The sequence below is a fragment of the Collinsella sp. AM24-1 genome, assembly GCF_003470325.1.
GTDB lineage: Bacteria > Actinomycetota > Coriobacteriia > Coriobacteriales > Coriobacteriaceae > Collinsella.
Genome location: NZ_QRHM01000011.1, coordinates 24,805 through 46,248 on the forward strand (window position 1 = coordinate 24,805; position 21,444 = coordinate 46,248).

Genomic DNA, 21,444 nt, shown 5'->3' on the forward strand with positions numbered 1-21,444 from the left:
GGAAATCTTGGGGCGCGATGTGACCAAGGGACCGCCCCTGCTTCACATCCACAAAAAATGAGGGCGCCAACGGCGCCCTCATTCACCAAATTCCATTCAGCCTACCTGACCCGAACGGCCGAGTCATTGCAGAACCCGGGAGCCCCGGCAGGGTGGGCGCTTGCTCAAAATGAGTTCCCTTCAAAACAATGGGCGCGCCAACAGCGCGCCCATTCACTCTATTCAATCCAGCCCACCTGACCCGAACGGCCGAGTCGTTGCGGAACCCGGAAGCCCCGGCGGGGCGGGTGCTTGCTCAAAATGAGTTCCGCACGCAAAGAAGGCCACTTAATGTGGCCTTCGTCTTGCGCAGGACTGTTTGAAATTTTGAGGAAGCACCCGCCCTGCCGGGGCTCCCGGGTTCCCGTTTACGAGAGCGACGTTCTCAGCAACTCGTTGAAGAGCTTCGGGTTGCCCTTACCGCGGCTCGCCTTCATGCACTGGCCCACCAAAAAGCCGATGACCTTCTGGTTGCCGTCGCGGTACTGCTGCGCCTGCTCGGCACAGTTAGCCAGCACCTCGTCCACGATCGGCTGCAGCGCGCCGGCATCGCTCACCTGACGCATACCGCGCTCGTCGACGATCTTGTTGGGGTCGTCGCCGGTCTGGGCCATGGCCTCAAAAACCTCGTGCGCCTGGTTGGAGCTGATGGCATCGGTCGCCAGCAGCTTGGCGAGTGCCGCCACCTGAGCCGGCGCGATGCCGGACTCGGCGAGCGACACGCCCGCGCCCTTAAGGTAGGCGATCATCTCGTTGACCAGCAGGTTTGCGACCGTCTGGGCCTCTTTGCCAGCCATACCGGCAGCAGCGACCTCAAAGAAGTCGGCAAACTCGGGGTCGCCTGCAATCTGCTCGGCGTCGGCCGTCTTAATGCCAAAATCGGCCTCAAAGCGGGCGCGCTTGGCATCGGGCAGCTCGGGAATCTCGCCGCGGCAGCGGTCGATGAACTCGTCATCCAGATCGAACGGCGCCAGGTCGGGGTCGGGGAACAGACGATAGTCGTCTGCCGTCTCCTTGACGCGCATGACCACGGTGCGCTTGCGGCTGGGCTCCCAGTGGCGGGTCTCCTGATAGATGATGCCGCCCTCCTCGAGCACCTCGGCCTGACGGCAAATCTCGTAGGCAAGGCCGTCATGCAGGCTCTTAAACGAGTTGAGGTTCTTGAGCTCGGTCTTGGTGCCCAGCTTGGTCTCGCCGCGGCGACGCAGGCTCACGTTGCCGTCGCAGCGCATGGAGCCCTTCTCCATGGAGCAGTCGGAAATACCCAGCGTCACAAAGATGCGACGGAGCTTTTCCATAAACAGGCGCGCCTCCTCGGGCGTACGCAGATCGGGCTCGGTCACGAGCTCAATCAAAGGCGTGCCGCAGCGGTTGTAGTCGACGAGCGACTCGGCCGCGGCGGTAATGCGGCCCTCGGCACCGCCCACGTGCACCATCTTGGCGGCGTCCTCCTCCATGTGGATGCGCAGGATGCGGATGGGCACCGTGTAGGAACCGTCCTCGCGACGCTCGGGCATCTGCAGGTTGGACGCGTCATAGCTGGCCAGATGGCCGGCGTGCTGATTGCCCTCGCGCATGGTCGACGTCATGGACGTGGACAGGCCCTCAGCGTTGGCCGAAGCGCTCGCCAGGCTCTGGGCCTCGGCCTCGCCAAACGCGCAGTCGGGACGCTCGGCGGCACCACGACCGGTCACGTCCAGATCCAGGTGACCGTACATGGCAAAGGCGACCGGGCCCTGCGTGGTCTGGAAGTTCTTGGCCATATCGGGATAGAAGTAGTGCTTGCGGTAGAACATCGAGTGGCGCTGGATCTCGCAGTTGGTGGCCAGACCCGCCTTGACGATGCTCTCGATGGCGCGTTTGTTGGGCACCGGCAGCGCTCCGGGTAGGCCCAGGCACACCGGGCACACGTTGGCGTTGGGCTCGTCATCGTGGCTGAGCCTGCAATTGCAGAACATCTTGGTATCGAGTGCGGTGAGCTCGGTATGGATCTCCAGGCCGATCACGGCCTCCCAATCCTGCAGGACCTCGGAAAGCTCCTTCATTACAGCTCGCCTCCCTTCCCGGCAAAATCGGGCGCGACGGAAAGCGCGGGCGCACCCGTGGCGGCATCGGCAAAGCCGCGCTCCAGGGCGCGGGCAAATGTGAGCAGCTGACGGTCCTTAAAGGCGGGCCCCACCAGCTGGGCAGAAACGGGCAGGCGGCTGTCCTCGCCTAGGCCCAGCGGCACCGAGATACCACCATTGCCGCAAATGTTAAGCGAAATGGTGTACAGGTCGGACAGGTACATCTGCGTGGGGTCGCTGATCTCGCCAAACTTAAAGGCCGTGCGCGGCGAAGCGGGCATGAGGATGGTGTCCACCTTGGCATACGCGGCGTCGTAGTCCTGCGTGATGAGCGTGCGGGCCTTTTGCGCGGCATAGTAGTACTTGTCGTACACGCCCGAGCTCAGCAGGTAGGCGCCGAGCATCTGACGGCGCTTGGCCTCGGCGCCAAAGCCGTGGGCGCGCGAGAGCGAGCTCTGGTCGGAAAGGTTGGCGCAACCCTCCTCCTGATAGCCGTAGCGAATGCCATCGAAACGGGCCAGGTTGGAAAACGCCTCGGCCGGACCGATGACATAGTAGGCGGCGATGGCGGCGTCCAGGTGCGGCAGGTCGACCTCGACCAGCTCGGCACCCTGGTTCTGCAGTTCCTGGGCGGCACGCTCAACAGCGGCCTTGACCTCCGGCGTCAGGCCCTCGGCCTCCATAAACGCAGGGATAATGCCCACGCGCTTGCCCTCGATGCTGTCGTTGAGATGCTCGGTAAAGTCGACGGCGCAATCCTGGCTGGTGCAGTCATACGGATCGTGGCCCGCGCCGGTAAGCGCGTTCATGGCAAGCGCGACATCCTCGACCGTGCGGCCGAAGGGGCCAACCTGGTCGAGCGACGAGCCAAAGGCCACAACGCCGTAACGGCTCACGGCGCCATACGTGGGCTTAAAGCCCACCACGCCGCACAGCGACGCCGGCTGGCGAATGGAGCCACCGGTGTCCGAGCCCAGTGAGAGCGCGACCTCGCCCGCGGCGACGGCGGCAGCGGAGCCGCCCGAGGAGCCGCCGGGCACGCGCTCGGTATCCCAAGGGTTGTTGGTGCGGTGGAAGGCCGAGCTCTCGGTGGAGCTGCCAAAGGCGAACTCGTCCATGTTGGCCTTGCCCATGGGCAGGCAGCCTGCATCGAGCATGCGCTGAACGCAGGTGGCGGTGTAGACGCTCTGGTAGTTCTCGAGCATACGGGAAGCGCAGGTGGTGCGCGTACCCACGAGGTTCATGTTGTCCTTGATGGCCAGCGGCACGCCCGCGAGCGGGGGCAGCGGCTTGCCTGCGGCACGGCGGGCGTCGATTTTGGCAGCGGCCTCAAGCGCGAGCTCGGGCGCTACCTGCAGAAATGCCTGGACGCCGCCTTCGCGCGCCTCGATGGCCTCGAGCGAGGCCTGCGCGACCTCGGTGGCGGAGAAATCGCCAGCGGCAACGTGCTCGGCCAGCTGCGCGGCCGTGAATCGATCGAGATTGAGCTTCATTACTCGCTCTCCCCCTCTCCCAAAATGGACGGCACGCGGAAGTAGCGGTCGCGCGCGCTGCCGGCGTTTTCCAGCGCGACGTCGAGCGGCAGGTCGCGTTCGGGCTCGCGCAGGTCGTCGCCCATCACGTTGGACAGGCTTCCGATGGGATGGAACGTGGGCTCCACGTCGGGCAAGTCATATTGCAGGACGGGCTCGAGCATCTGGACGGCGTCGTTCATGTAGGACGTCATCTGGGTGAGCTCGTCATCGGTCAGTGCGATCTTTGCGTACTCGGCGATGCCGCGCACGTCTTTCTCGCTGAGTGCCATAGGCGCTCCCTTCCGCATAACAGATAAACCGCTCTAGTATACAAGGCAACGCCGCTTGGAGCAGGTGCTTTACCCAAATGCAGCGAAAACGTAACGAGGGAGGCGGTTGGCAGGCGGCGGGCTGGCGGTTCTGCAGCAAAACCGCACCGTCCATAACGAAAACCGCGCCGTCCACAACGAAGACCATCACAACATTCGACGCTTTTCGCCAAAATCGCGATTTTCATCGAATGTTGTGATGGTTTGGAAGTCCCGACCACCACAAAGGTGCCTGCCCCCATTGTGGTGGTTCTGGAGAATGCCCTATGCTGAGGCCTTGGCCTTGCGGCGTTTGCGGACCGCGTGGATCACGATGTCCAGCAGCAACAGCACAATGGCTACGACCACGATGAGCACGGCAAACTCGCGCTTGCCCCAGTGGCGGCCGGCCAGCGACTTTTGCTTGTCGACGTCCTTCTTGTTGTACTTGGTGCGCACGCAGTGCACCAGCAGGCGATGGTCGTTCACGCCGTAGGGCGTGCAAGTGACGAGCGTCACCTTGTCGGCACCCGGCTCGATAGTCAGCGACTCCATCTCCTCGGGCAGCACCACCTCGGAGTCCACCATCCTGTAGGCGAGCGTCTTGTTCATGGTGTGCAGCAGCACCAGGTCGCCGGGCTCCAGCGAATGGATGTCGTCGAACATGCTCAGGTTGCGCATGCCCGAGTGCGCGGTAAGCACGCAATGCGTCGAGGTACCGCCCACCGGCAGGCTCGTGCCCTCCAGGTGGCCGACGCCCGCCATAAGGACTTCCTCGCTCGTGCCGTGGTAGATGGGCATGCTCACGTCGATGGAGGGGATCTCGACCCAGCTCATCATGGGGTCGCGGTCAAAGATGAGCTGCTCGGCGTAGGGCTCGATCTGGTCGGCGGGAAGCTCGGTGGCCTCGCCCGCCAGCTGCTCGTTAAAGGAGCGCGCCTGGAGCAGGATGCGCTCGCGCTCCTCGGCAGACAGCGCGTCCACGGTGCTGGACACGGTGCTGATCTGGTTGAACACGCCCGAGGCCTCGAGCCGGTCCAAGATCCACGGCCAGGTCATAAGGCCCACGCCAATAAGGATGATGACGATGGTGATGAGACGGTCGGCCCAGCGCGGCAGCCGCTTGCGACGGCGCTTGGGCTTTGGTTGAGGTTTGGGCTGAGGGCTTGAGCCGCCGTTGTCCGCAGCGTTATTGCTCTTCATATGTTTGGCGCCCTGCACCATCGCCGGTCACTCCTCTACAACTCAAGTTGTCTAAACAAATAATAGCCGAATTGCGAGCTCATGCGCCAGACAACGCAGCTAAACAGCATTGCGCGGCGCGAGCATGGGTCTGCATTTGCGTTTTCAAAATATCCCGAATCGGCGGGGCGATTCGGGATACAATGTCAATAGAAAACGACGCACCCCGCGTAAATGTTTGGGAGCGCGGGCGGCCTAGTTTTCTGGTTTTGTTAAATGCCCGGGCCTCTAACCCCGGGCATTCTTATTTGCGCTTGTTGCGGCGCAAATGCCTTCTACCGTCCGCACCGCGCGTGCGCCTACGGACCTTAAACCGAACCTCATACGAGTCAAGAAACGCGATGACGAACGTGCCAACCGCCGCGAGGGCGGCGAGCGCGTTAAGGAATTTCAGCATTTGGGAACCTCCGATCGAGTCGTCGGCCGCCCGCGCACGGGATGCGTCGCAAGGGTATTTTACTGCGAGCACTCACACTTACAGCTGGTAAACGCAATATTTGCAAACATCTGTTCGCTAACCATACGCCCGATCCTGCGAGCAACGGCGCCCCGGCTGCGTTGTCCAAAAAGAACGGGGCAGACTCCAGTGCGGAGTCTGCCCCGAAAAGAGAATGGCAAAGCAAGAACGTAGATGGACGAGAAAAGTGTCCGCAAGTCTCATGGCCATCACATCCCACCTGCCAAAGGGATGGGTGAGTGAGCGTTACTCCTGCTCGGACTCCTCAGCCTGCTTACGGCTGCGGATGAGGTGCGCCACGCCGATGCACAGCACCGCGCCACCAGCGATCCAAGTGAAGGTCACGCCGTTGAGACCGGTCAGCGGGAGGCCGACGGACTTGGTGTTGCCGACGTTGATGGTGATCTCACCGGTGGCGGCGTTGGTGCCGGTGCCATCCGTACCGGTCAGCTTATTGTCTCCGTCATTGCCGTCGAGCTTACCGAAGGCGATGTCGGTGCGGCCCTCGTCGGCCTTGGAAACCGCCGCCGTGAGGCCCGTCACCTTCATGCTCGCGTCATCATACGTCGCGGTGATGGTGAAAGTGAAGGGGTTGGCCTTGGTGTAATTCTCATTGGGAGCCTGGACCTCGGTCACCTTGTAGGAGCCTTCATCGAGACCTTTCACGGCAATCTGGCCATTATCGCCAGACGTGAACTTCACGTAACCGGGAAGGCTGGTGGTGCCGGCAACGGTCACGAGCTGGCCCGCGACGACGCCCGCGGTGGGGTCGTCCTTCGAGGCGATATACTGGTCTTGAGTGTTCGCATCAGCGGACTGGATGGTGAAGACGGCGCCCGCAAGGCCCTTCTCGGTGCCCTGGTCGACCTTGTTGAGGTTGAGCCTGAAAGCGAAGTCGGCGACGGTATCCTCGATCGTCTCGCCCGTGTCCTCGGCATACGGGTTGTTGGAGTACTCGAGCTTGACGGTGTTGGGGTTGCCGCGCTTGTTGCCGTCGGCTGCGTTGCCGATCACGGCGTTGCCGTTGAGCTTTGCCTTGTAGAAGACAACGATCTTGGTGTCGGCGGTCACGCTCGCGACGTCCTTGAGGCCCTTCTTGCCGTCTCCGGTCTTGAACTCGACCGTCAGCGTGTTGTTGTTGCTAGCATCAGCATCCGTCACGGTATAATTGTTCGACTCAATCTCGCTGTAAGTCTCGCCGTTCAGCGCGTACACCTTAACCGAGCCTTTGACATAGTCAAGGCCATTGGAAAGCCCGTCGGTGAACTTGTAAGCATACGTGCCAAAGGTAGCGTAGTTGCTGGCGATCGTGCCGGTCAGCTTGTAGTTAACTTCCTGGCCGATCTGGGAATCGGCGACATCATTCCATTTGTTGGAGCCCTTGATGTCGGTGGCATCGGCGGCGTCGGCATCGTCGAGGACCTTCTTCTCGACAGTGGGCACGCCCTTCTTTGGCGTAACGGTCGTCGCGTCTACGCCGTCGATCACGGCGTAGACGGGAGAGGTGAACACATCGGTCGACTTGTCAGCAGGCTTACCGGGAGTAGCGGTGAGGAAGAGCCAGTAGCCGGCGCCGAGTCCGGAAAGGGATGCACTGCCCTCGCTCGTCACCTCCCAGGCGGTGCTGCTCTTCAGGCCATCGGCGATTAGACTGAGAACGTTGTCGCTAGCAACCTTCGAATCGGTCCCGGTAACTTCAGATTTGGTGCTAAGCCAATCGGCAGCATCCTGTGCGTTCTTGCTATCGTAGGATGCATCCTTTGTCTTGATGGCGTTTACGACAGCAGTTTGGGCTTCGGAGCTGGCCCATTCGATGCTACTCACCGTCGTATTCCCACCGGTCGTCGTGACCTTTGCCTTGAAGATCTGGATACCCTTATAGGTCGTGGACGCAGCGTAATCGGCGTCCTCGAACGTGACGGTCGACCCCGTTCCCTCGGCAAACGCCATGGTCACCGGTGCCATCACTCCGCCGAAGCTCAGGGCTGCGGTGAGGCCGGCGGTTACTGCCAGGCGTGCGATGTTCTTGGTTGTTTTCATGTTGGGACCTCTTTCTTGGAGGTTGCTTTAATTCTCGTCATCACCAAAAGTCAGCAGGCTCATTTCCCTGCGCTCTAATCGCTACGGAGGCAGTACGCCATTGAGCAGGGGGGACAATTATTTATCATGGCGACCTCCTCCCCGCTTGATGACGAGCGCGACGACAATAGCCACTACTCCGATGACGGCCAAAGCCGTTACCAACACCAACGTTCTATCTCCCGTCGAGGGCATAAAGCCTCGACTCACTTCGTTACTTGGGGTGTTAAGCACCGACAACTCGACTAAACCCTTCCCGGCATCGGCGGCATCAACTCGCAGAGGGCTTTCGGCCGATACGGTCACCTTAGGCTTGGCGGCCGCCACCTGGTCGACGTCCAGGCCCTCAGCCTTGACCGTCACGGAGCGCGTGCCCTCAAAGGCGGTGTAGCCCTTGGGCGCCTTGAGCTCGCGGACCTCCAGCTTGCCCGAGTCCACGCCCGAGACGGTCACACGGCCGTCCTCGCCCGTGGTGACGGTGGCCTTGCCCTCCGCATCCCACGTGCCGTCGGCCGCCAGCGTGCGGCCGCGGTCGTCGGCGATGCTCAGGACCGCCCCGGCAAGCGGCTTGTCGCCGTCGCTGCCGCGCTTGGTGAGCGCGAGATCCCAAGTGTAGGCGCACGCATCGTCGCTCGGCGTGCGGGTGAAGCCGGCATCGCCGGACTGGTCGGCAAAGGGAGAGCGCGGGTAGCGCAGATAGACCTCGTTGGGGTTGCCCTTCGCGATGCCGCGGTTGCACGCGCTGTTGAGCGGCGCGTTGTACACGGCGACCACGCGGGCGCCCGCGGCGAAGGCGTCGGCCCCGCCGAGCGCGGCGATCAGGTCGCCGGTGCGCACGGTGAAGGTCCCGTCCGCCGCCACCTTGGTGGCGCACTGGGCCGTGATGTCGGTCCAGCCCTGCGCGGGCTCGGTGCCGGCGCGCCCGTCCTTACCGTTCGAGACGGCGTCGAAGGTGCCATCCGCGCCCGCCGCCACGTACACACGCATGCTCGCGGCCACCTTGGAGGGGTCGAGCCCCGCGCTCATGGTGTCGACGAACTGCACCGCGTAGGTGTCATAGGCGGAAAGGCCCGCGGGAACCGTGGCCGAGAGGCGCCAGTACAGGTCGTCGGCGACCGTGGCGTCGGCGGCCTTCTGCCATGCGGCGGTGTTGTCCTCCAGCACGTGCTTGGCGACCTTGGGCGTCGCGGCCTTGGGCTTGACGGTGACGGCGTTGCCGCCCACCAGCGCCATGATCGGCACGGTGCCGGCCTCGCCCTGGGCGATGGCGTCGTCTCTGGCGACGATGAGCCAGTAGCCGCAGGGCAGCTCGGCCGCCGTGCCCGCGTTAAGGGCCACGGGCACGGCGCCAGAGCTCTGGAGGGAACGAGCGAGCTGTGCGCTCAGCGCGCTCGTAAGGTGGGAATCGGTGTTGAGCCACTCGGCAGCTTCCTGCGCGGTGGTCTGGGAATCGGGCATGCCGGCGCTGTGCAGCACAGGCAGGACAGCGTCGCGCGCGGCGTCGCTTGCCCAAGCGAGGTCGGTAAAGGTCTTGGCGTCGCCGTCGCCGTCGACGACGTTGGCGCTAAAGATCTGGTAGGCGTCGTAGTTGCTCGCCACGGCGCCGCTCACCGTGATGGAACCGGTCGAGGTCGGCGCGGCCTGCGCGGATGCGGGGAACACAACCGCGCAGATGCCGATCAGGAGGGCAAGCAGCGCAAACAAGATCGGGAAGGAGCAAACTTTCTTATTCACGACGCTCACCTCCCTTCGCATTCGCCTTGCGACGAATGTGCATCCAGGCCGCAGCAGCGCAAAGCACCGCCGCGCCGGCAAGGTACGTCAGAGTGACGCCCGACATACCAGAAAGGGGCAAAGAGGTGGAGTAGGTGTTGGTGAAGGTGGGAGTGGACTTGCCGGTGAGGTCGTGGGGCGTGTCAGTGGTCACTTCATTGCCATCACGATCCTGAATCTGCTTGTAGGTCGCAGTGACGTCGATATGGTGGTTAGAGTCGTCAGTCGCGTTAACCGTAATCTGATAGACCGACTTGTCGTACGTATAGTGCGAGAACAGCGAACCGTCGTCTTTCTCGCGCACGTAGTACGTGAAGGTCTTGGAAGCACCACGGCCAGTGGGGCCAGACGCGAGCTGGTCGAGTTGATCGAGTTTGTAATCAATCTTGTCGAAGCTCAGGGTCTGGGACTTGTCGCCGTCGGCAGTGGTGGACTTGCTGCTAACGATATCCGTAAAATCTGTGTCGGTCGCAAGCTGGAGCGTGAACTCCTTCATCTCGCCACCCTCAACGACCTTAGTCGCCATAGGCGTCCAGGAGCCCTTCGAGTCGTACGGAGTGAACTTGTTAGTGAAAGTCGTGGAGTCACCCTCACAGATAATTGGATAATAGTCTCCACTCTTCTGCACCTTGCTCCTCGCTTTTACGTTCTCCCACTTCCCAGACGACTCGCGGAATTCGTACTTGGTTACACCGACGTTTTTAATCGTGTAGTTATGGATGTAAAGATCCTTCAGTTGGCTTGAGTTTTCTTTACTCGGAACAGACATGAGCAAGGTCTTGGTATCTTCGGCCGTCACCACAATCTTATACACGCTGGAGTCGTACGTGATGCCAGAATCACCACCGGGATCTTCGACCAAGTAGTATGTGATTTCGTTACCCGCGCCACTCGATGCGAATTGTTCACCAAGGTCAAACGTAATGCTGCCTTCTGCATCATTTGCTGCTGTTCCAACCTCGGTGCAAACGTCGCGATTGAATGTCGTGCCAGCTGTCGTGCCAGCCAAAGGGTCGTCTGAATCCTTGCGATACACCGTAAAGGAGAACTCCCCATCATTGAGCTTGCGGCCTTCCAGCTTCTTGGTCGCCTTGAGCTTGAGGCTCGGATAGACATACGTGTCCTCAGGCGCGCCCATGTACAGGTCGCCGTTCGACATGATGCCGCCGCCATGGTTCCAGGAATAATTGCCCGTGATAAACGTCGCGCCCGCCTCTAGCGCAGCCTTTCGCGCATTGATCGCCTCGGGGTCTTGAGCCTTAACATTCGAACTCAGGCCGATGCTGTTATATACCTGCACGCCACCGTTAGCGGGGACAGTAATGGCTTTCTGAAGCTCTAAGCTTCCCCGATACTTAGCATCGCCGCCGCCAAGCATTTTGCCAATCACCGCCGCGATCGGAGTCGTATGACCCTCCGCCGCAAGGAAGAAGTCCGCGTGGCCGTTTTCGCGAAACACTTCGGCATTGTAGGCGTCGGAGTCCTGGTCCTTACCGTGACCACCGCCGGAAAGATGGGGGGTGCCGTTATTGCCTGTATTACTCACGGATTCGTAATCGTTCGCGTTTTGCTCATTTCCGGCAGAAGTATTACCGAAAATCGCCGTGCCGTCGGTGCCTGTCACCAAAGTCTTACCCGTCGGGCAAACCGCAACGCCGCCACCGTAGCCACCGGCCTCATTGCTGCTTATATAGGAGTTATAGACAAATAGCCTACCAGCATTAGACGCGACCTTAGAATCGCCCTGGACGAAGATGCCGCCTCCACCCCAGTCAAAGCGAGACATGCAGTGGTTATTAGTGATATAGACTGGATTTGAATTTGACGCTCCTTTTATCATCGCGTCAACCATCTGGCCCACGCGAATGCCGGCACCCTCAGAGCGAAAACTCACGTTAGAGGCAATAGTTCCCCCCGTAATGTTGAGCCATGCCGTTCTCCCCCCTTGGTGTCCGATGTCGGTCACATAGACGCCACCGCCAGCTTCCTCAGAATAGTTGCCCGTAATCTGGCCACCAGAAATGGTGACATGAGTACCGTTTTTAGCGGCAAGTCCAGCACCGCCATGATCGCCATTACCATCGTTACCACAGTAATTGGCATATTTATTGTTAGTAATGTAGCCACCAGAAACAGTAACGCTGCCGCCTTCGGCCATGATGCCGCCGCCGAAACCAACACCAGTAGCAAGCGTGCTGTTGCCGGAGATTACGCCATTAGTTATGTTGACCGTGGAGTCTTTAGCATACACACCACCGCCACTAGGAGCACTGTTGCCGGCAATTACGCCACCGGAAACCTCGAGGGTCGAATTACCGTGTATTTCAATTCCGCCGCCCGCACCCGAGCCAGAAGCTCCACACACATAGCCGCCGCGCATGTTGACGGTAGAGCCGTTCTCGGCATAGACCAAGCTGCTAACGCTGCTGCCTTGTTTTTGCGTGATCACGCCGCTCACAAGGTTAAACGTGCCACCCTTGCCGTTGTTGTTATACAGATTGATGAGCTTTAGATTTGTGTTGCCGTCGCACGCCACGATGGCGCCCTTAATATCGACGTTATGTCTGACAAGCGTCTCGATTGTCCCTGTACCACTCGGAGTCGATTTGGTCACGTAGTAGGTAAGATTAGACGGAATGCCACCAACGTAATTTAGCTCGACTTTCTTGCCATAATTATTGGGATCCAGCTTCTGCCCCTGATCAGTCAGCTGTTGGACATCGTTGACCGTCTCAGTCACCGGCGCGGAGTCCTTAATTTCGTCCTTAATTGTAAGTGTTGCGCCGTTAGCAACATCAAATAACGGCTTGTCGGTGTTCAAGCACTTGATCTTATGACCGTTTAAGTTCAGCGTTATATTGCTGCCGCTCTTCTCAAGTTTGATTTCACCAGCATAGTCAATATCAGCTGTAAGCTCGAAGCAGGCAGTTTGGTTTTCCCCAACGCCTTGAAGCTTAGCTGACAAATCATCGGCGTTAGTAATGTTAGTAATAGCTGTGGTTGTCTCTTCGCTCTCTGCAGCCTCCTCGGCTGACGCGACAGCGTTAACATCCATCGCATCATTATCTTCCGCCTGCGACTCGTACTTGGACTGCTCCTCCGGCCGAGCATCGTCGTCGCTCGCAGCATCGTCGCTGTTCTGGTTATCGGCGTCTGTGCCGGCATCCCCGTTAGTACTGTTGTCTATACCAGTAGACTCACTTGAGGAACCCCCCCCCATCACAGTTTCCTCGGTAGAAACCGCCTCGGCATCGTTGGCGATGGCCTGCGAGATCGGAGGCATGACGAGCGACAGTACCAGGCTCAACACGGAGGCTCCGCACAAAACGCCTGCCAGTACACGGCGCGTCGCTTTATTACTCTGCTTAGATTTGTCCGAATTCGCTTTCATCGATGTCTCCTCCCCAAGAGACCGCGATCTTGCTCTTTCCCTATCAAACGTATCTGCGCAATCTGTAATTGCGCTCGCTAAGTGATGCAATTATAACGATTGTTTGAACATCTGAGCAGCAAAACCGACATTTTTGTGCAAGTTCTTAATTCTCTTGACAATTGTTTAGATTTGCCTTCGTTTATTCGCTATAAAACATCTGTTTCTACTGGTAATTAAGTTAGTTATCAGTTTTTTAATAGCATTTTATTTATTTGCACAACCTTTTGCTCAAGAGCAAACATCCTGTGAACGGTCGAATAACGACAGTGAGCGGTAGGTCATCAACCGGGAGGAATACCCTACCAAACTGATGAGAATATCTTTAACCCATCGGTGGTTAGAAGCGTAATGTTCAGACAACTAAATTTGAATTTTCGCGCAGATTTTAGGCATCAATTCGCCCAAATCGCCTGAGGCCACCGCAAAGGCGCCTGTCCCCTTTGCGGTGGCTCTCCCCCGGCGCTACAGAAGATGTTCCTCGATAAAGACCGCAATGCCGTCATTGTCGTTGCTGGCGGTTACAAAATCGGCGGCGGCGCGGGTGGCGGCGCTGCCGTTTGCCATGGCAACGCCCACGCCGGCGTCGGCCACCATGCAGGTGTCGTTATCGGCATCGCCAAACACGCAGATGTTCTGGAGCTCCATGTCGTTGAGCTCCGCCACGCGCACAAGGCCGCGAGTCTTGGACACGCGCGGATCCTTGAATTCGTAGAGCCGCTGCGTGGTTTGCAGAGCTGCCGCCTTAACAGTGTCATCGGCAAACGTCGACGCCCGCTCAATCACCCGCGGCATTACCTCGGGTGCCATGGTAAACATCACCTTGGGCTGCGGCCCGCGCAAGAACTCGGCAAAATCGACCACCTGGTAGGGCACGCCGTCGACGCGCGACAGGTGCTCGACGCACGCATTGCTCTCGGGCACGTAGAACACGCCGTCTCGGGGGCAGACGGGCGTTGCCGGAAGGTCCGCCATGTGCTTGCAGATGCGCGCGATGGTCTCGCCCGGCAGCGGATAGCTCAGCTCGTTGATGTCGTGCGCACGGTCGATGACCTCGGCGCCACCGCAACCCACGAGCACGTCCACCAGGCCTTCGATGCCCCAGAGCTCGTACATGGCCTCGGTCGCGTGGGCGTCGCGCCCGGTGCACAGGCCAAAGAGCACACCGCGCTCGCGCAGGGCGCGGATCGCCGCCACGGTGCGCGGGGACACCGTGTGCTGGCTCGTGAGCAGTGTGCCGTCGATATCGCAGAACACGGCTTTGATGTGGCTGAAGGTAGTGTCCATGGGGGCCTTTCTGGGTTGTGCGGCGGTGTGGGGTATATTCGCAAACGGCGTACATGGTATACCAAGGCGCAGGCGCGGCCCGTTAAAGCAAAAACCACCACAAAGGTGCCTGGCTCCTTTGTGGTGGAAATGACGTTTGCGGGCCAAACCATCACAACATTCGATGTTTTTCGGCAAAATCGCGATTTTCATCGAATGTTGTGATGGTTTTACTGCCTTGCGGCACGATCAAAATGCCTGCGACCAAACAGCAGCAACGCCGCAGGGACCGCCGTCACGACCATGCCTGCCCCCACGAGTGTCCGTTGTACGCCAAATGTTGCCGCCAGCCACGGGGCAATTGCCAGAGGGGCCACGCCAGCGAACATATTGCCAAAGCCCATGACCGAATTGACGCGACCAAGCTGCTCGAGCGGAGCCGTCGTTTGCACAATGGTGTTGTGGAGCGGGTTGACGACACCCCAAGCAATGCCCAGGGCGATCTGGCCGACGAGGGCCACGCCCACGTACGGCGTCCCCACATAGAGCAGACTTCCCAGGCCCACGGACATGAGCGCCACGAGCAGCGTTTTAAGGTTGACCAGGTGCGGCGGCAAGCGGAGCGCGAGCACGGCACCCAGCACCGCGCCCACGCCCGAGGCCGACGAGAGCCAGCCCATCCACTCAACGCCGACGCGTAGGACATCGCGATAGAAAAACGACTCGAGCGGATCGAAGGCTCCGTAGCCAAAGTTCGAAAGAAAAATGATGCAGAAAAGTAGCGCGAGGACGCTGTTGGTGAAGACTGTCTTGATGCTGGCTGCGAAGGTGGCGCGGGCGGACGTGCTGGGGTTGGAGCTTTGTCCCGCACGCTCCCCTTCCTCTGTCGAATCGGCATCCGCATGCCCGGCGACATGGCTGGTCTGCGGCCTAAAGCCCCAACCGGCGACGAACGCCAGCACGGTAAAGAGCATCATAAGCACGAACACCGCACGCGACGACGCAGCCGCCGCGACAAAGCCGCCCAGCGTGGGACCAACGATGATACTCACGTTTGAAAACATGGCGATGGCGGAGTTGATGTCTTTGAGCTCGACAGGATCGTCGGTGAGGTAAGCCGGATAGGATGTGGCGATGGGCTGGGCGAATCCCATCGTAAAGCCCAGAAACACCGCGCCGAGCAGGACGACGCCGGTCGCGCTACCAAAGGCGATGATTGCCGTGCCAGTTGCGAGCGTGCCGACGATGCTCAGCAAGAAATGGCGGCGCGGACCCCATGCGTCGAGCGCAGCGCCGCCCGCAAAGGATCCCAGGATCACGAAAACGTTCATGAACAGGACGGCCAGCGATGTCGCGACGACTGAGGCATCGTCTGCATAGGTGAGCGTTCCGATGACGCCGATAAAGTAGCTGGTCTGAAAACCGGTGTAGATGAGGAAGCGCATTGCCACCAGGCGCTTGGCCTGCACGGACAGCGACGATTGAGGCTTTGAGAAAAGAGATGCGAGCATGGAGACTCCTTGTTTCATACGAATACGGGCGGTGGGCATTCGCCACCGTCTATCAAATCAATCAGTCCGCATGAAACATTAAGGACGCATCAGGACCCTTCTCTCCTTTTTTCGCCCGTCATGAACTACTTGGTAGATTGTAAGGCATGTCCCACACATCTACCAAAGCAAAAACCACCACAAAGGTGCCTGGCCCCTTTGTGGTGGAAGTGACGTTTGCCCAGATAAAACCTGCCAAAATAAACCTGTCCCTTTTTGGCAGGTTATGGCAGCGCAGCGAGCCGGTTCCAAGTGCCCCGGGTCGCCCCGAAAGAGGAGCGACGCGTACTTTGGTACGCGAGCGACGGCTTGAGGGGCGAGATGGGGTGCTTGGGGCCGGCGCAGCGTCAAGCCTTAAAGGTGGTCTTGGATCAGGTCGCAGATGGCTCGGGCGTCGTTGATGCTGATGGCTCGGGTCGCAAAACCGGCGTCGAAGGCCTGACGCGCCAGGGCCTCGTTGCAGGCAAGGGCCAGCGTGCGGCCGTCGACCAGGTCAAGCGAGCTCTTGCCACGCAGACGGTCGACACCGGAGCGCGCGACGACGATGTTGTCGAAGCCCTCGGTCTTGTAGCCCTCGATGATCACCACGTCGACATCGTTGTAGCGCGACAGCAGCTCGCGCGCGGGCATCTCGTCCTCCTCGCGCGTGTCGGCGTACTCCGCCCAGCGCGTGGCGCAGATGAGCCCCACGTGCTTGGATCCGGCCTGGTGATGGCGCCACGTATCCTTAGCAGGCACGTCGATATCAAAGCCGTGGTGCCCATGATGCTTGAGCGAACCCACGCGCAGGCCGCGGCGGGTGAGCTCGGCGATAACTTTCTCGACGAGCGTGGTCTTGCCCGAGTTTTGGTAGCCGATAAACGCGATCGCAGGGACGGCCGGGGCCGGAGCTGCAGGCGCGACGGCGATGGGTGCGCTCGCAGGCGCGGTACCGTCAGTGGCCACGGACTCAACGGCAGCGGCCTGACGCTCTGCGCGGTCCCACACGCCCGAACGGCCGCCCTCCTTGTGCAGCAGGCGCACGTCGACGATCTCCATGCCGCGATCGGCGGCCTTGCACATGTCGTAGATGGTCAGACACGCGGCACTCGCGCCGGTCAGGGCCTCCATCTCGATACCCGTCTTGCCCGTCACGCCCGCCGTAACCAGTACGTGAAAGCCAACCTGCCCGTCCGTGCGCGCCGGTGCCCAGCCCTCGGGCATGTCATCGACCGGCGTCCCCGCCGGAGCAATGGGCTCGATATCGCACTTACTCTTGGTAATGAGCAGCGGATGGCACATGGGGATGATGTCGCTCGTGCGCTTGATGGCCATAATGCCCGCCACACGCGCGCAAGCAAGCACGTCGCCCTTTTTGGCGCGATCCTGCAGCACCATGGCCTGCGTCTCGGGATGCATGAGGATGGAGCCCTCGGCGATAGCAATGCGATGGGTCTCGGCCTTGTCGGACACGTCGACCATGCGTACCTCGCCCTTGGCGTCCACGTGCGTCAGCTCGTCGCGACGGGCGTCGCGGGCGGGCTCGGCAACAGTGCCGGCGGACGGCTGTACCGCCGCGGACCCAGCGGTGTTGCTGGCAGCAGCCGTGGCTTTATGGGCAGACATCGCGGCCCTGCGAGCGGCCTTGGTGGCATCGGCGTACCTGCTCTTGGCCATATGATCATCCTCCGATTTGGGACATAAATCGTTGCGTGCCCTCAATTATCGCGTGTTCCTGCGGTTTGTGGGCCACGGCATCGCGCCAAATCGAAAGTACCTGCATATCATCACCACGGCGCAACGCCTCGCGCACCGAATACTCGGCATCGCTGAACAGGCACGGACGCACGTTGCCATCGGCCGTCAGGCGCAGGCGGTTGCAGCTCGCGCAAAAATGGTTGGACATGGCGCTGATGAAGCCGACCGTTCCCGCCGCGCCCGGAAAGCGCCAATAGCGCGCGGGGCCCGCGCCGGCAGGAGCGTCGGTGATGTCAAGCGGTTCGAGCTCGCCCAGACCCATCGCGGCGGCCCCGGCATTGACGCGCGCCCGCAGCTCGTCGCTCGGCACGCTGTCGCTCGCATCCCACAACTCGGGGCTGAGCGTGGGTGCGTGAGGGTCCACGGCGCAATGCGAGCTCGTGCGCTCGTCGCCGATGGGCATGTATTCGATAAAGCGCAGGTGGATGGGGCGGTCGAGCGTGAGCCGCGCGAGGGCCGCCACATCTTGGTTGAGCCGGCGCACCACAACGCAGTTGACCTTAACGGGCTCAAAGCCCCAGGCCAGCGCCGCGTCGATGCCAGCCATGGTCTGCTCGAGTCGACCCAGGCGCGTGATCTTTCCAAAGAGCGTAGGGTCGAGCGTGTCGAGCGAAATGTTGACGCGGTTAAGCCCCGCGTCCTTGAGCTGCGGCGCCAGCTTGGGCAGCAGGGCTCCGTTGGTGGTGAGCGAGATGTCCTCGATCCGCGGAATCGCGCGGATGTCGCGAATGAGCGGGATGATACGGCGGCTGACCAGCGGCTCGCCGCCCGTCAGGCGTACGCGGCGAATGCCCTCCCCCGCCACCAAGCGCACAAAGCGGGCGATTTCCTCGGCGCTGAGTAGCTCGTCGTGTGCACGGGGCGCCACGCCATCGGCCGGCATGCAGTAAATGCAGCGGAAATTGCACTTGTCGGTAACGGCAATGCGCAGGTAGTTGATATCGCGGCCAAAGCCGTCATGTTGCACGTGCCCGTCCACGCAGCCCTCCCCTCACGCGGCGTTTTATTCTTCGGAAAACATAATACCCCACGAGAGAATCATGCCGACACCCGTACGACAGGACAGGTCGCTTCGAGCAAAACGGACTTCCCAAGCCCATCCTCAACACACAGACCATCACAACATTCGATGCTTTTCCCGTTTTTGGCAAAAAACGTCGAATGTTGTGATGGTTTGCCTGCCCACGGCACCCCGTAGAAAGACCAAAGCGCCCCTAGAGGCCGCCGTCCCAGTGGCGAATCACGAATTCTCGAAGGTCGTTCTGCCGCTTTTGGAACGCTTCGCTTCGGTCGCACTTGAGGCCCATAGCGAGCGCAATGGCGTTCATCGCCCGGTGCAATTGCAGCTGATGGGCAAACTGAGTCCCGGTGAGGACGATCATCCTAAAGCCCAGCGCGCTCAGTACGGTCATACGCTCCGCATCCGACGCGCTGCGCTGTTTATCAAGATGGTCCGAGCCGTTGTATTCAATCCCCGTACCGCTCGCAGGCGCATATACGTCAATCTCGAAATACCCGGCCTTTGCGAGACACTTGAACTCGTTGGGAACATCGACCCTATGGTTGAGCTCGATTTTGGCGTATCCCAGCCCGCCCTGGAAACGTTTTGCTACGACCATGATTGCGGTGGCCGTCTCCATGGGCGACCGCGCGCCATCGTGCACGCGCTTGAGCACGGCGGCCGCGCGTATAGCCCCCTGACGAGATCGGTTCTCATTGCAATAGGCAATCAAGTCGGCAACGGTATACCTCTGCCCCATCTCGATATAATCGCCTGTCGACAGATGATTCAAATGGTATCGGGCGCAGATTTCGTAGCCATATTCCAGCTGCTCGGGCTCACTCATCCACGAACCCGCCTGGACAAAGCACATGGCCTCATCAACCACCAGAAGGCCCTCTGCCACCTCGATAAGATGGCCTGGAGGTACCGGCGCCCCAAACACGTGGCACCTAAATCCAGCCGGCGTCGAGCGCTCAAAATCGAAGTTGACGAGCGTGTCGATATGATCGAGCTCTTCTCGTGGAATACCAAGCGAAACCAGATAGTCGGTAACGATCCCAACTGCCGTTGAAGCCCTCAGTCCCTTGGCATCGAGTCCCAATTTGGGCAGGCTCGCAGTCGGCTCCGCCTCGCTAGCAAGCGAGTCCTCATCGTATAGGCTGCTTGCTCGCGAGAGCGGCTCGGACGGGCGCGCCACGTTGTGGTACAGCCAGGCAGTCTTATGGGACAAGACGATCGGCAGGTCCATGAGCCCTCCAATGGAGTCGGATAACCAACCTTATTCCCCTGCCCACGGGTCCGCACACCTTCGTGCACAAGAAAGCGATTCCACCCGGCCGAGTGGCAGAAAAACTATCACAACATTCGATGCTTTTCTCGATTTTGGCGAAAAACGTCGAATGTTGTGATGGTTTGAGGCGAGGTGAGGGGCACGGAGGGGTCAAAGCATCGTACTTTGCAGGGCGCACGTCCGTATTCAATTAGAAATGAACGCGAGCGTGACTTTTTCGCCCTGCTGCCAATACAAACCTTGACTCTACAATCGTTGTAGGGTTTTCACTACACTGGTACGTAAACGACCCAAGCCAGAAAGTGCCCCGCCCATGGAACACGACCTCACACGCGGCAATGTCCTCAAGACCATCGCGGTCTTTGCCCTGCCCTATATGCTCTCGTACTTTTTTCAGATGCTCTACGGCATGGCCGATCTGTACATGATGGGGCAGTTTAGCGGCGCTGCCGGCATCACCGCCGTGGGCAACGGCGCACAGACGCTCTATATCATTACCGTGACACTCGTTGGTCTGGCCATGGGAACGACGGTCATCGTCGGCCACGCCGTGGGCTCGCGCCGCTTCGATCGCGCCGAGACCGCCATCGGCAATACCATCACGCTCTTTATGGGTGTCTCGGTGGTACTGGCCGCTGTCCTGCTCGCGCTTTGCCCGCAGATCGTGGCGCTCATTGGCACTCCCGCCGAAGCCGTCGAAGGCACTGCCGCCTACCTGCGTATCTGCTTTATCGGCATTCCCTTTATCGCCGCGTACAACATTCTTTCGGCCATCTTTCGCGGGCTAGGCGATTCGCGCTCGCCCATGTACGTAATTGGCGTGGCATGCATCATCAACATCGCGCTCGATTTTCTGTTTATCGGCCACATGGGGCTCGGCCCCGTGGGCGCGGCGCTCGGCACGGTGACCGCGCAGACAGCCAGCGTTGCCCTCGCGCTCGTGTGGCTCAAGAGCCGTCGCACAAACATCCACGTTAAGCGCAGCGACCTGCGCCCCCAGCCCGAGGTGCTCGGCAGCATTCTTAAAATCGGCGTGCCCGTGGCTGTGCAGGACGGCTGCATCCAGGTGGCGTTTATGTTTATCACCGTCATCGCCAACCACCGCGGCCTGGTCGACGCCGCCGCCGTGGGCCTGGTCGAAAAGATGATCAGCTTTTTATTCATTGTGCCGAGTTCCATGGGTGCCACCGTCAGCGCGCTCACGGCGCAAAACGCCGGCGCGGGCAAGGGCGACCGCGCGCGTCAGGTACTCAAGGACGCCATGACGATCTCGGTGGTGTACGGCTGCCTGATCACGGTGCTGATGTGGCTGGTGGCGCCGACGTTTATTGGCTTTTTTGCCAAGGACCCCGCGGTGGTCGCGGCCGGTACCGGCTATATGCACAGTTATATTTTCGATGCAATCTTTGCCGGCATCCACATTTGCTTTAGCGGCTTTTTCGCTGCATACGGCAAGAGCTACATCGGCTTTGCGCACAACGTGCTGGCTGTGGCACTCATTCGCGTGCCGGGCGCGTGGCTGCTGTCGAACGCCTATTCCGACACGCTATTTCCCATGGGTATCGCCTCGCCGTGCGGCTCGATTCTGTCGGCGGTCATCTGTGTAGTGGCATTTACCGTACTCAACCGGCGCGGGGCTTTTGACAGGTTGGTGGCGTAGCGGGGCAACGCGAGATTGCCCTGATCGAT

13 protein-coding genes are annotated in these 21,444 nt (G+C 60.3%); 1 reads left to right on the plus strand and 12 read right to left on the minus strand.

The genetic code is table 11. The features are described from left to right. Window positions 1-407: 407 nt before the first annotated feature. The 12 genes from gatB to DW661_RS05795 form a co-directional block, all read right to left on the minus strand. Window positions 408-2,084, minus strand: a complete 1,677-nt coding sequence (gene gatB, locus DW661_RS05740) for an Asp-tRNA(Asn)/Glu-tRNA(Gln) amidotransferase subunit GatB (protein ID WP_118934950.1) — start codon at window positions 2,082-2,084, stop codon at window positions 408-410. Continuing rightward, window positions 2,084-3,598 carry an Asp-tRNA(Asn)/Glu-tRNA(Gln) amidotransferase subunit GatA gene (gatA, locus tag DW661_RS05745; RefSeq protein ID WP_118934952.1) on the minus strand — a complete coding sequence of 505 codons (1,515 nt, stop codon included), beginning with the start codon at window positions 3,596-3,598 and terminating at the stop codon, window positions 2,084-2,086. The genes gatB and gatA overlap by 1 nt, the downstream gene beginning before the upstream one ends. Continuing rightward, window positions 3,598-3,909: an Asp-tRNA(Asn)/Glu-tRNA(Gln) amidotransferase subunit GatC gene (gene gatC, locus DW661_RS05750; RefSeq protein WP_055250987.1), complete on the minus strand. Its 312-nt coding sequence runs from the start codon at window positions 3,907-3,909 to the stop codon at window positions 3,598-3,600. Before gatC ends, gatA begins: the two co-directional genes overlap by 1 nt. 303 nt (window positions 3,910-4,212) lie before the next feature. Beyond that, window positions 4,213-5,130: a class C sortase gene (locus DW661_RS05755; RefSeq protein ID WP_158568416.1), complete on the minus strand. Its 918-nt coding sequence runs from the start codon at window positions 5,128-5,130 to the stop codon at window positions 4,213-4,215. A 742-nt stretch (window positions 5,131-5,872) separates the two neighbouring features. Next, window positions 5,873-7,666, minus strand: coding sequence for an isopeptide-forming domain-containing fimbrial protein (locus tag DW661_RS05760; RefSeq protein ID WP_117775967.1), 1,794 nt, complete (start codon window positions 7,664-7,666; stop codon window positions 5,873-5,875). A gap of 117 nt (window positions 7,667-7,783) precedes the next feature. Further along, a complete protein-coding gene (locus DW661_RS05765) occupies window positions 7,784-9,439 on the minus strand; it encodes a SpaA isopeptide-forming pilin-related protein (protein ID WP_158568417.1) in 1,656 nt (551 codons plus the stop codon). Next, window positions 9,432-12,869: a Spy0128 family protein gene (locus DW661_RS05770; RefSeq protein WP_118934955.1), complete on the minus strand. Its 3,438-nt coding sequence runs from the start codon at window positions 12,867-12,869 to the stop codon at window positions 9,432-9,434. The genes DW661_RS05765 and DW661_RS05770 overlap by 8 nt, the downstream gene beginning before the upstream one ends. A gap of 504 nt (window positions 12,870-13,373) precedes the next feature. Next, the gene (locus tag DW661_RS05775) at window positions 13,374-14,195 is read right to left on the minus strand and encodes an HAD family hydrolase (RefSeq protein WP_117775963.1); all 822 of its coding nucleotides are present in this window, start codon (window positions 14,193-14,195) and stop codon (window positions 13,374-13,376) included. A 209-nt stretch (window positions 14,196-14,404) separates the two neighbouring features. Further along, window positions 14,405-15,685: an MFS transporter gene (locus DW661_RS05780; RefSeq protein WP_158568418.1), complete on the minus strand. Its 1,281-nt coding sequence runs from the start codon at window positions 15,683-15,685 to the stop codon at window positions 14,405-14,407. A 393-nt stretch (window positions 15,686-16,078) separates the two neighbouring features. Beyond that, on the minus strand, window positions 16,079-17,380 hold the full coding sequence (gene mobB / locus DW661_RS10455) for a molybdopterin-guanine dinucleotide biosynthesis protein B (protein ID WP_118372940.1): 1,302 nt from the start codon (window positions 17,378-17,380) through the stop codon (window positions 16,079-16,081). Between the two features lie 4 nt (window positions 17,381-17,384). Further along, window positions 17,385-18,440, minus strand: coding sequence for a GTP 3',8-cyclase MoaA (gene moaA / locus DW661_RS05790; RefSeq protein ID WP_233547461.1), 1,056 nt, complete (start codon window positions 18,438-18,440; stop codon window positions 17,385-17,387). A gap of 235 nt (window positions 18,441-18,675) precedes the next feature. Continuing rightward, window positions 18,676-19,713 carry a hypothetical protein gene (locus tag DW661_RS05795; protein WP_118934959.1) on the minus strand — a complete coding sequence of 346 codons (1,038 nt, stop codon included), beginning with the start codon at window positions 19,711-19,713 and terminating at the stop codon, window positions 18,676-18,678. A 355-nt stretch (window positions 19,714-20,068) separates the two neighbouring features. Here DW661_RS05795 and DW661_RS05800 point away from each other — a divergent pair, with 355 nt between their 5' ends. Next, entirely contained in the window at window positions 20,069-21,415 is a 1,347-nt protein-coding gene (locus tag DW661_RS05800; protein ID WP_118372942.1) for an MATE family efflux transporter, read from the plus strand. Window positions 21,416-21,444: the final 29 nt, after the last annotated feature.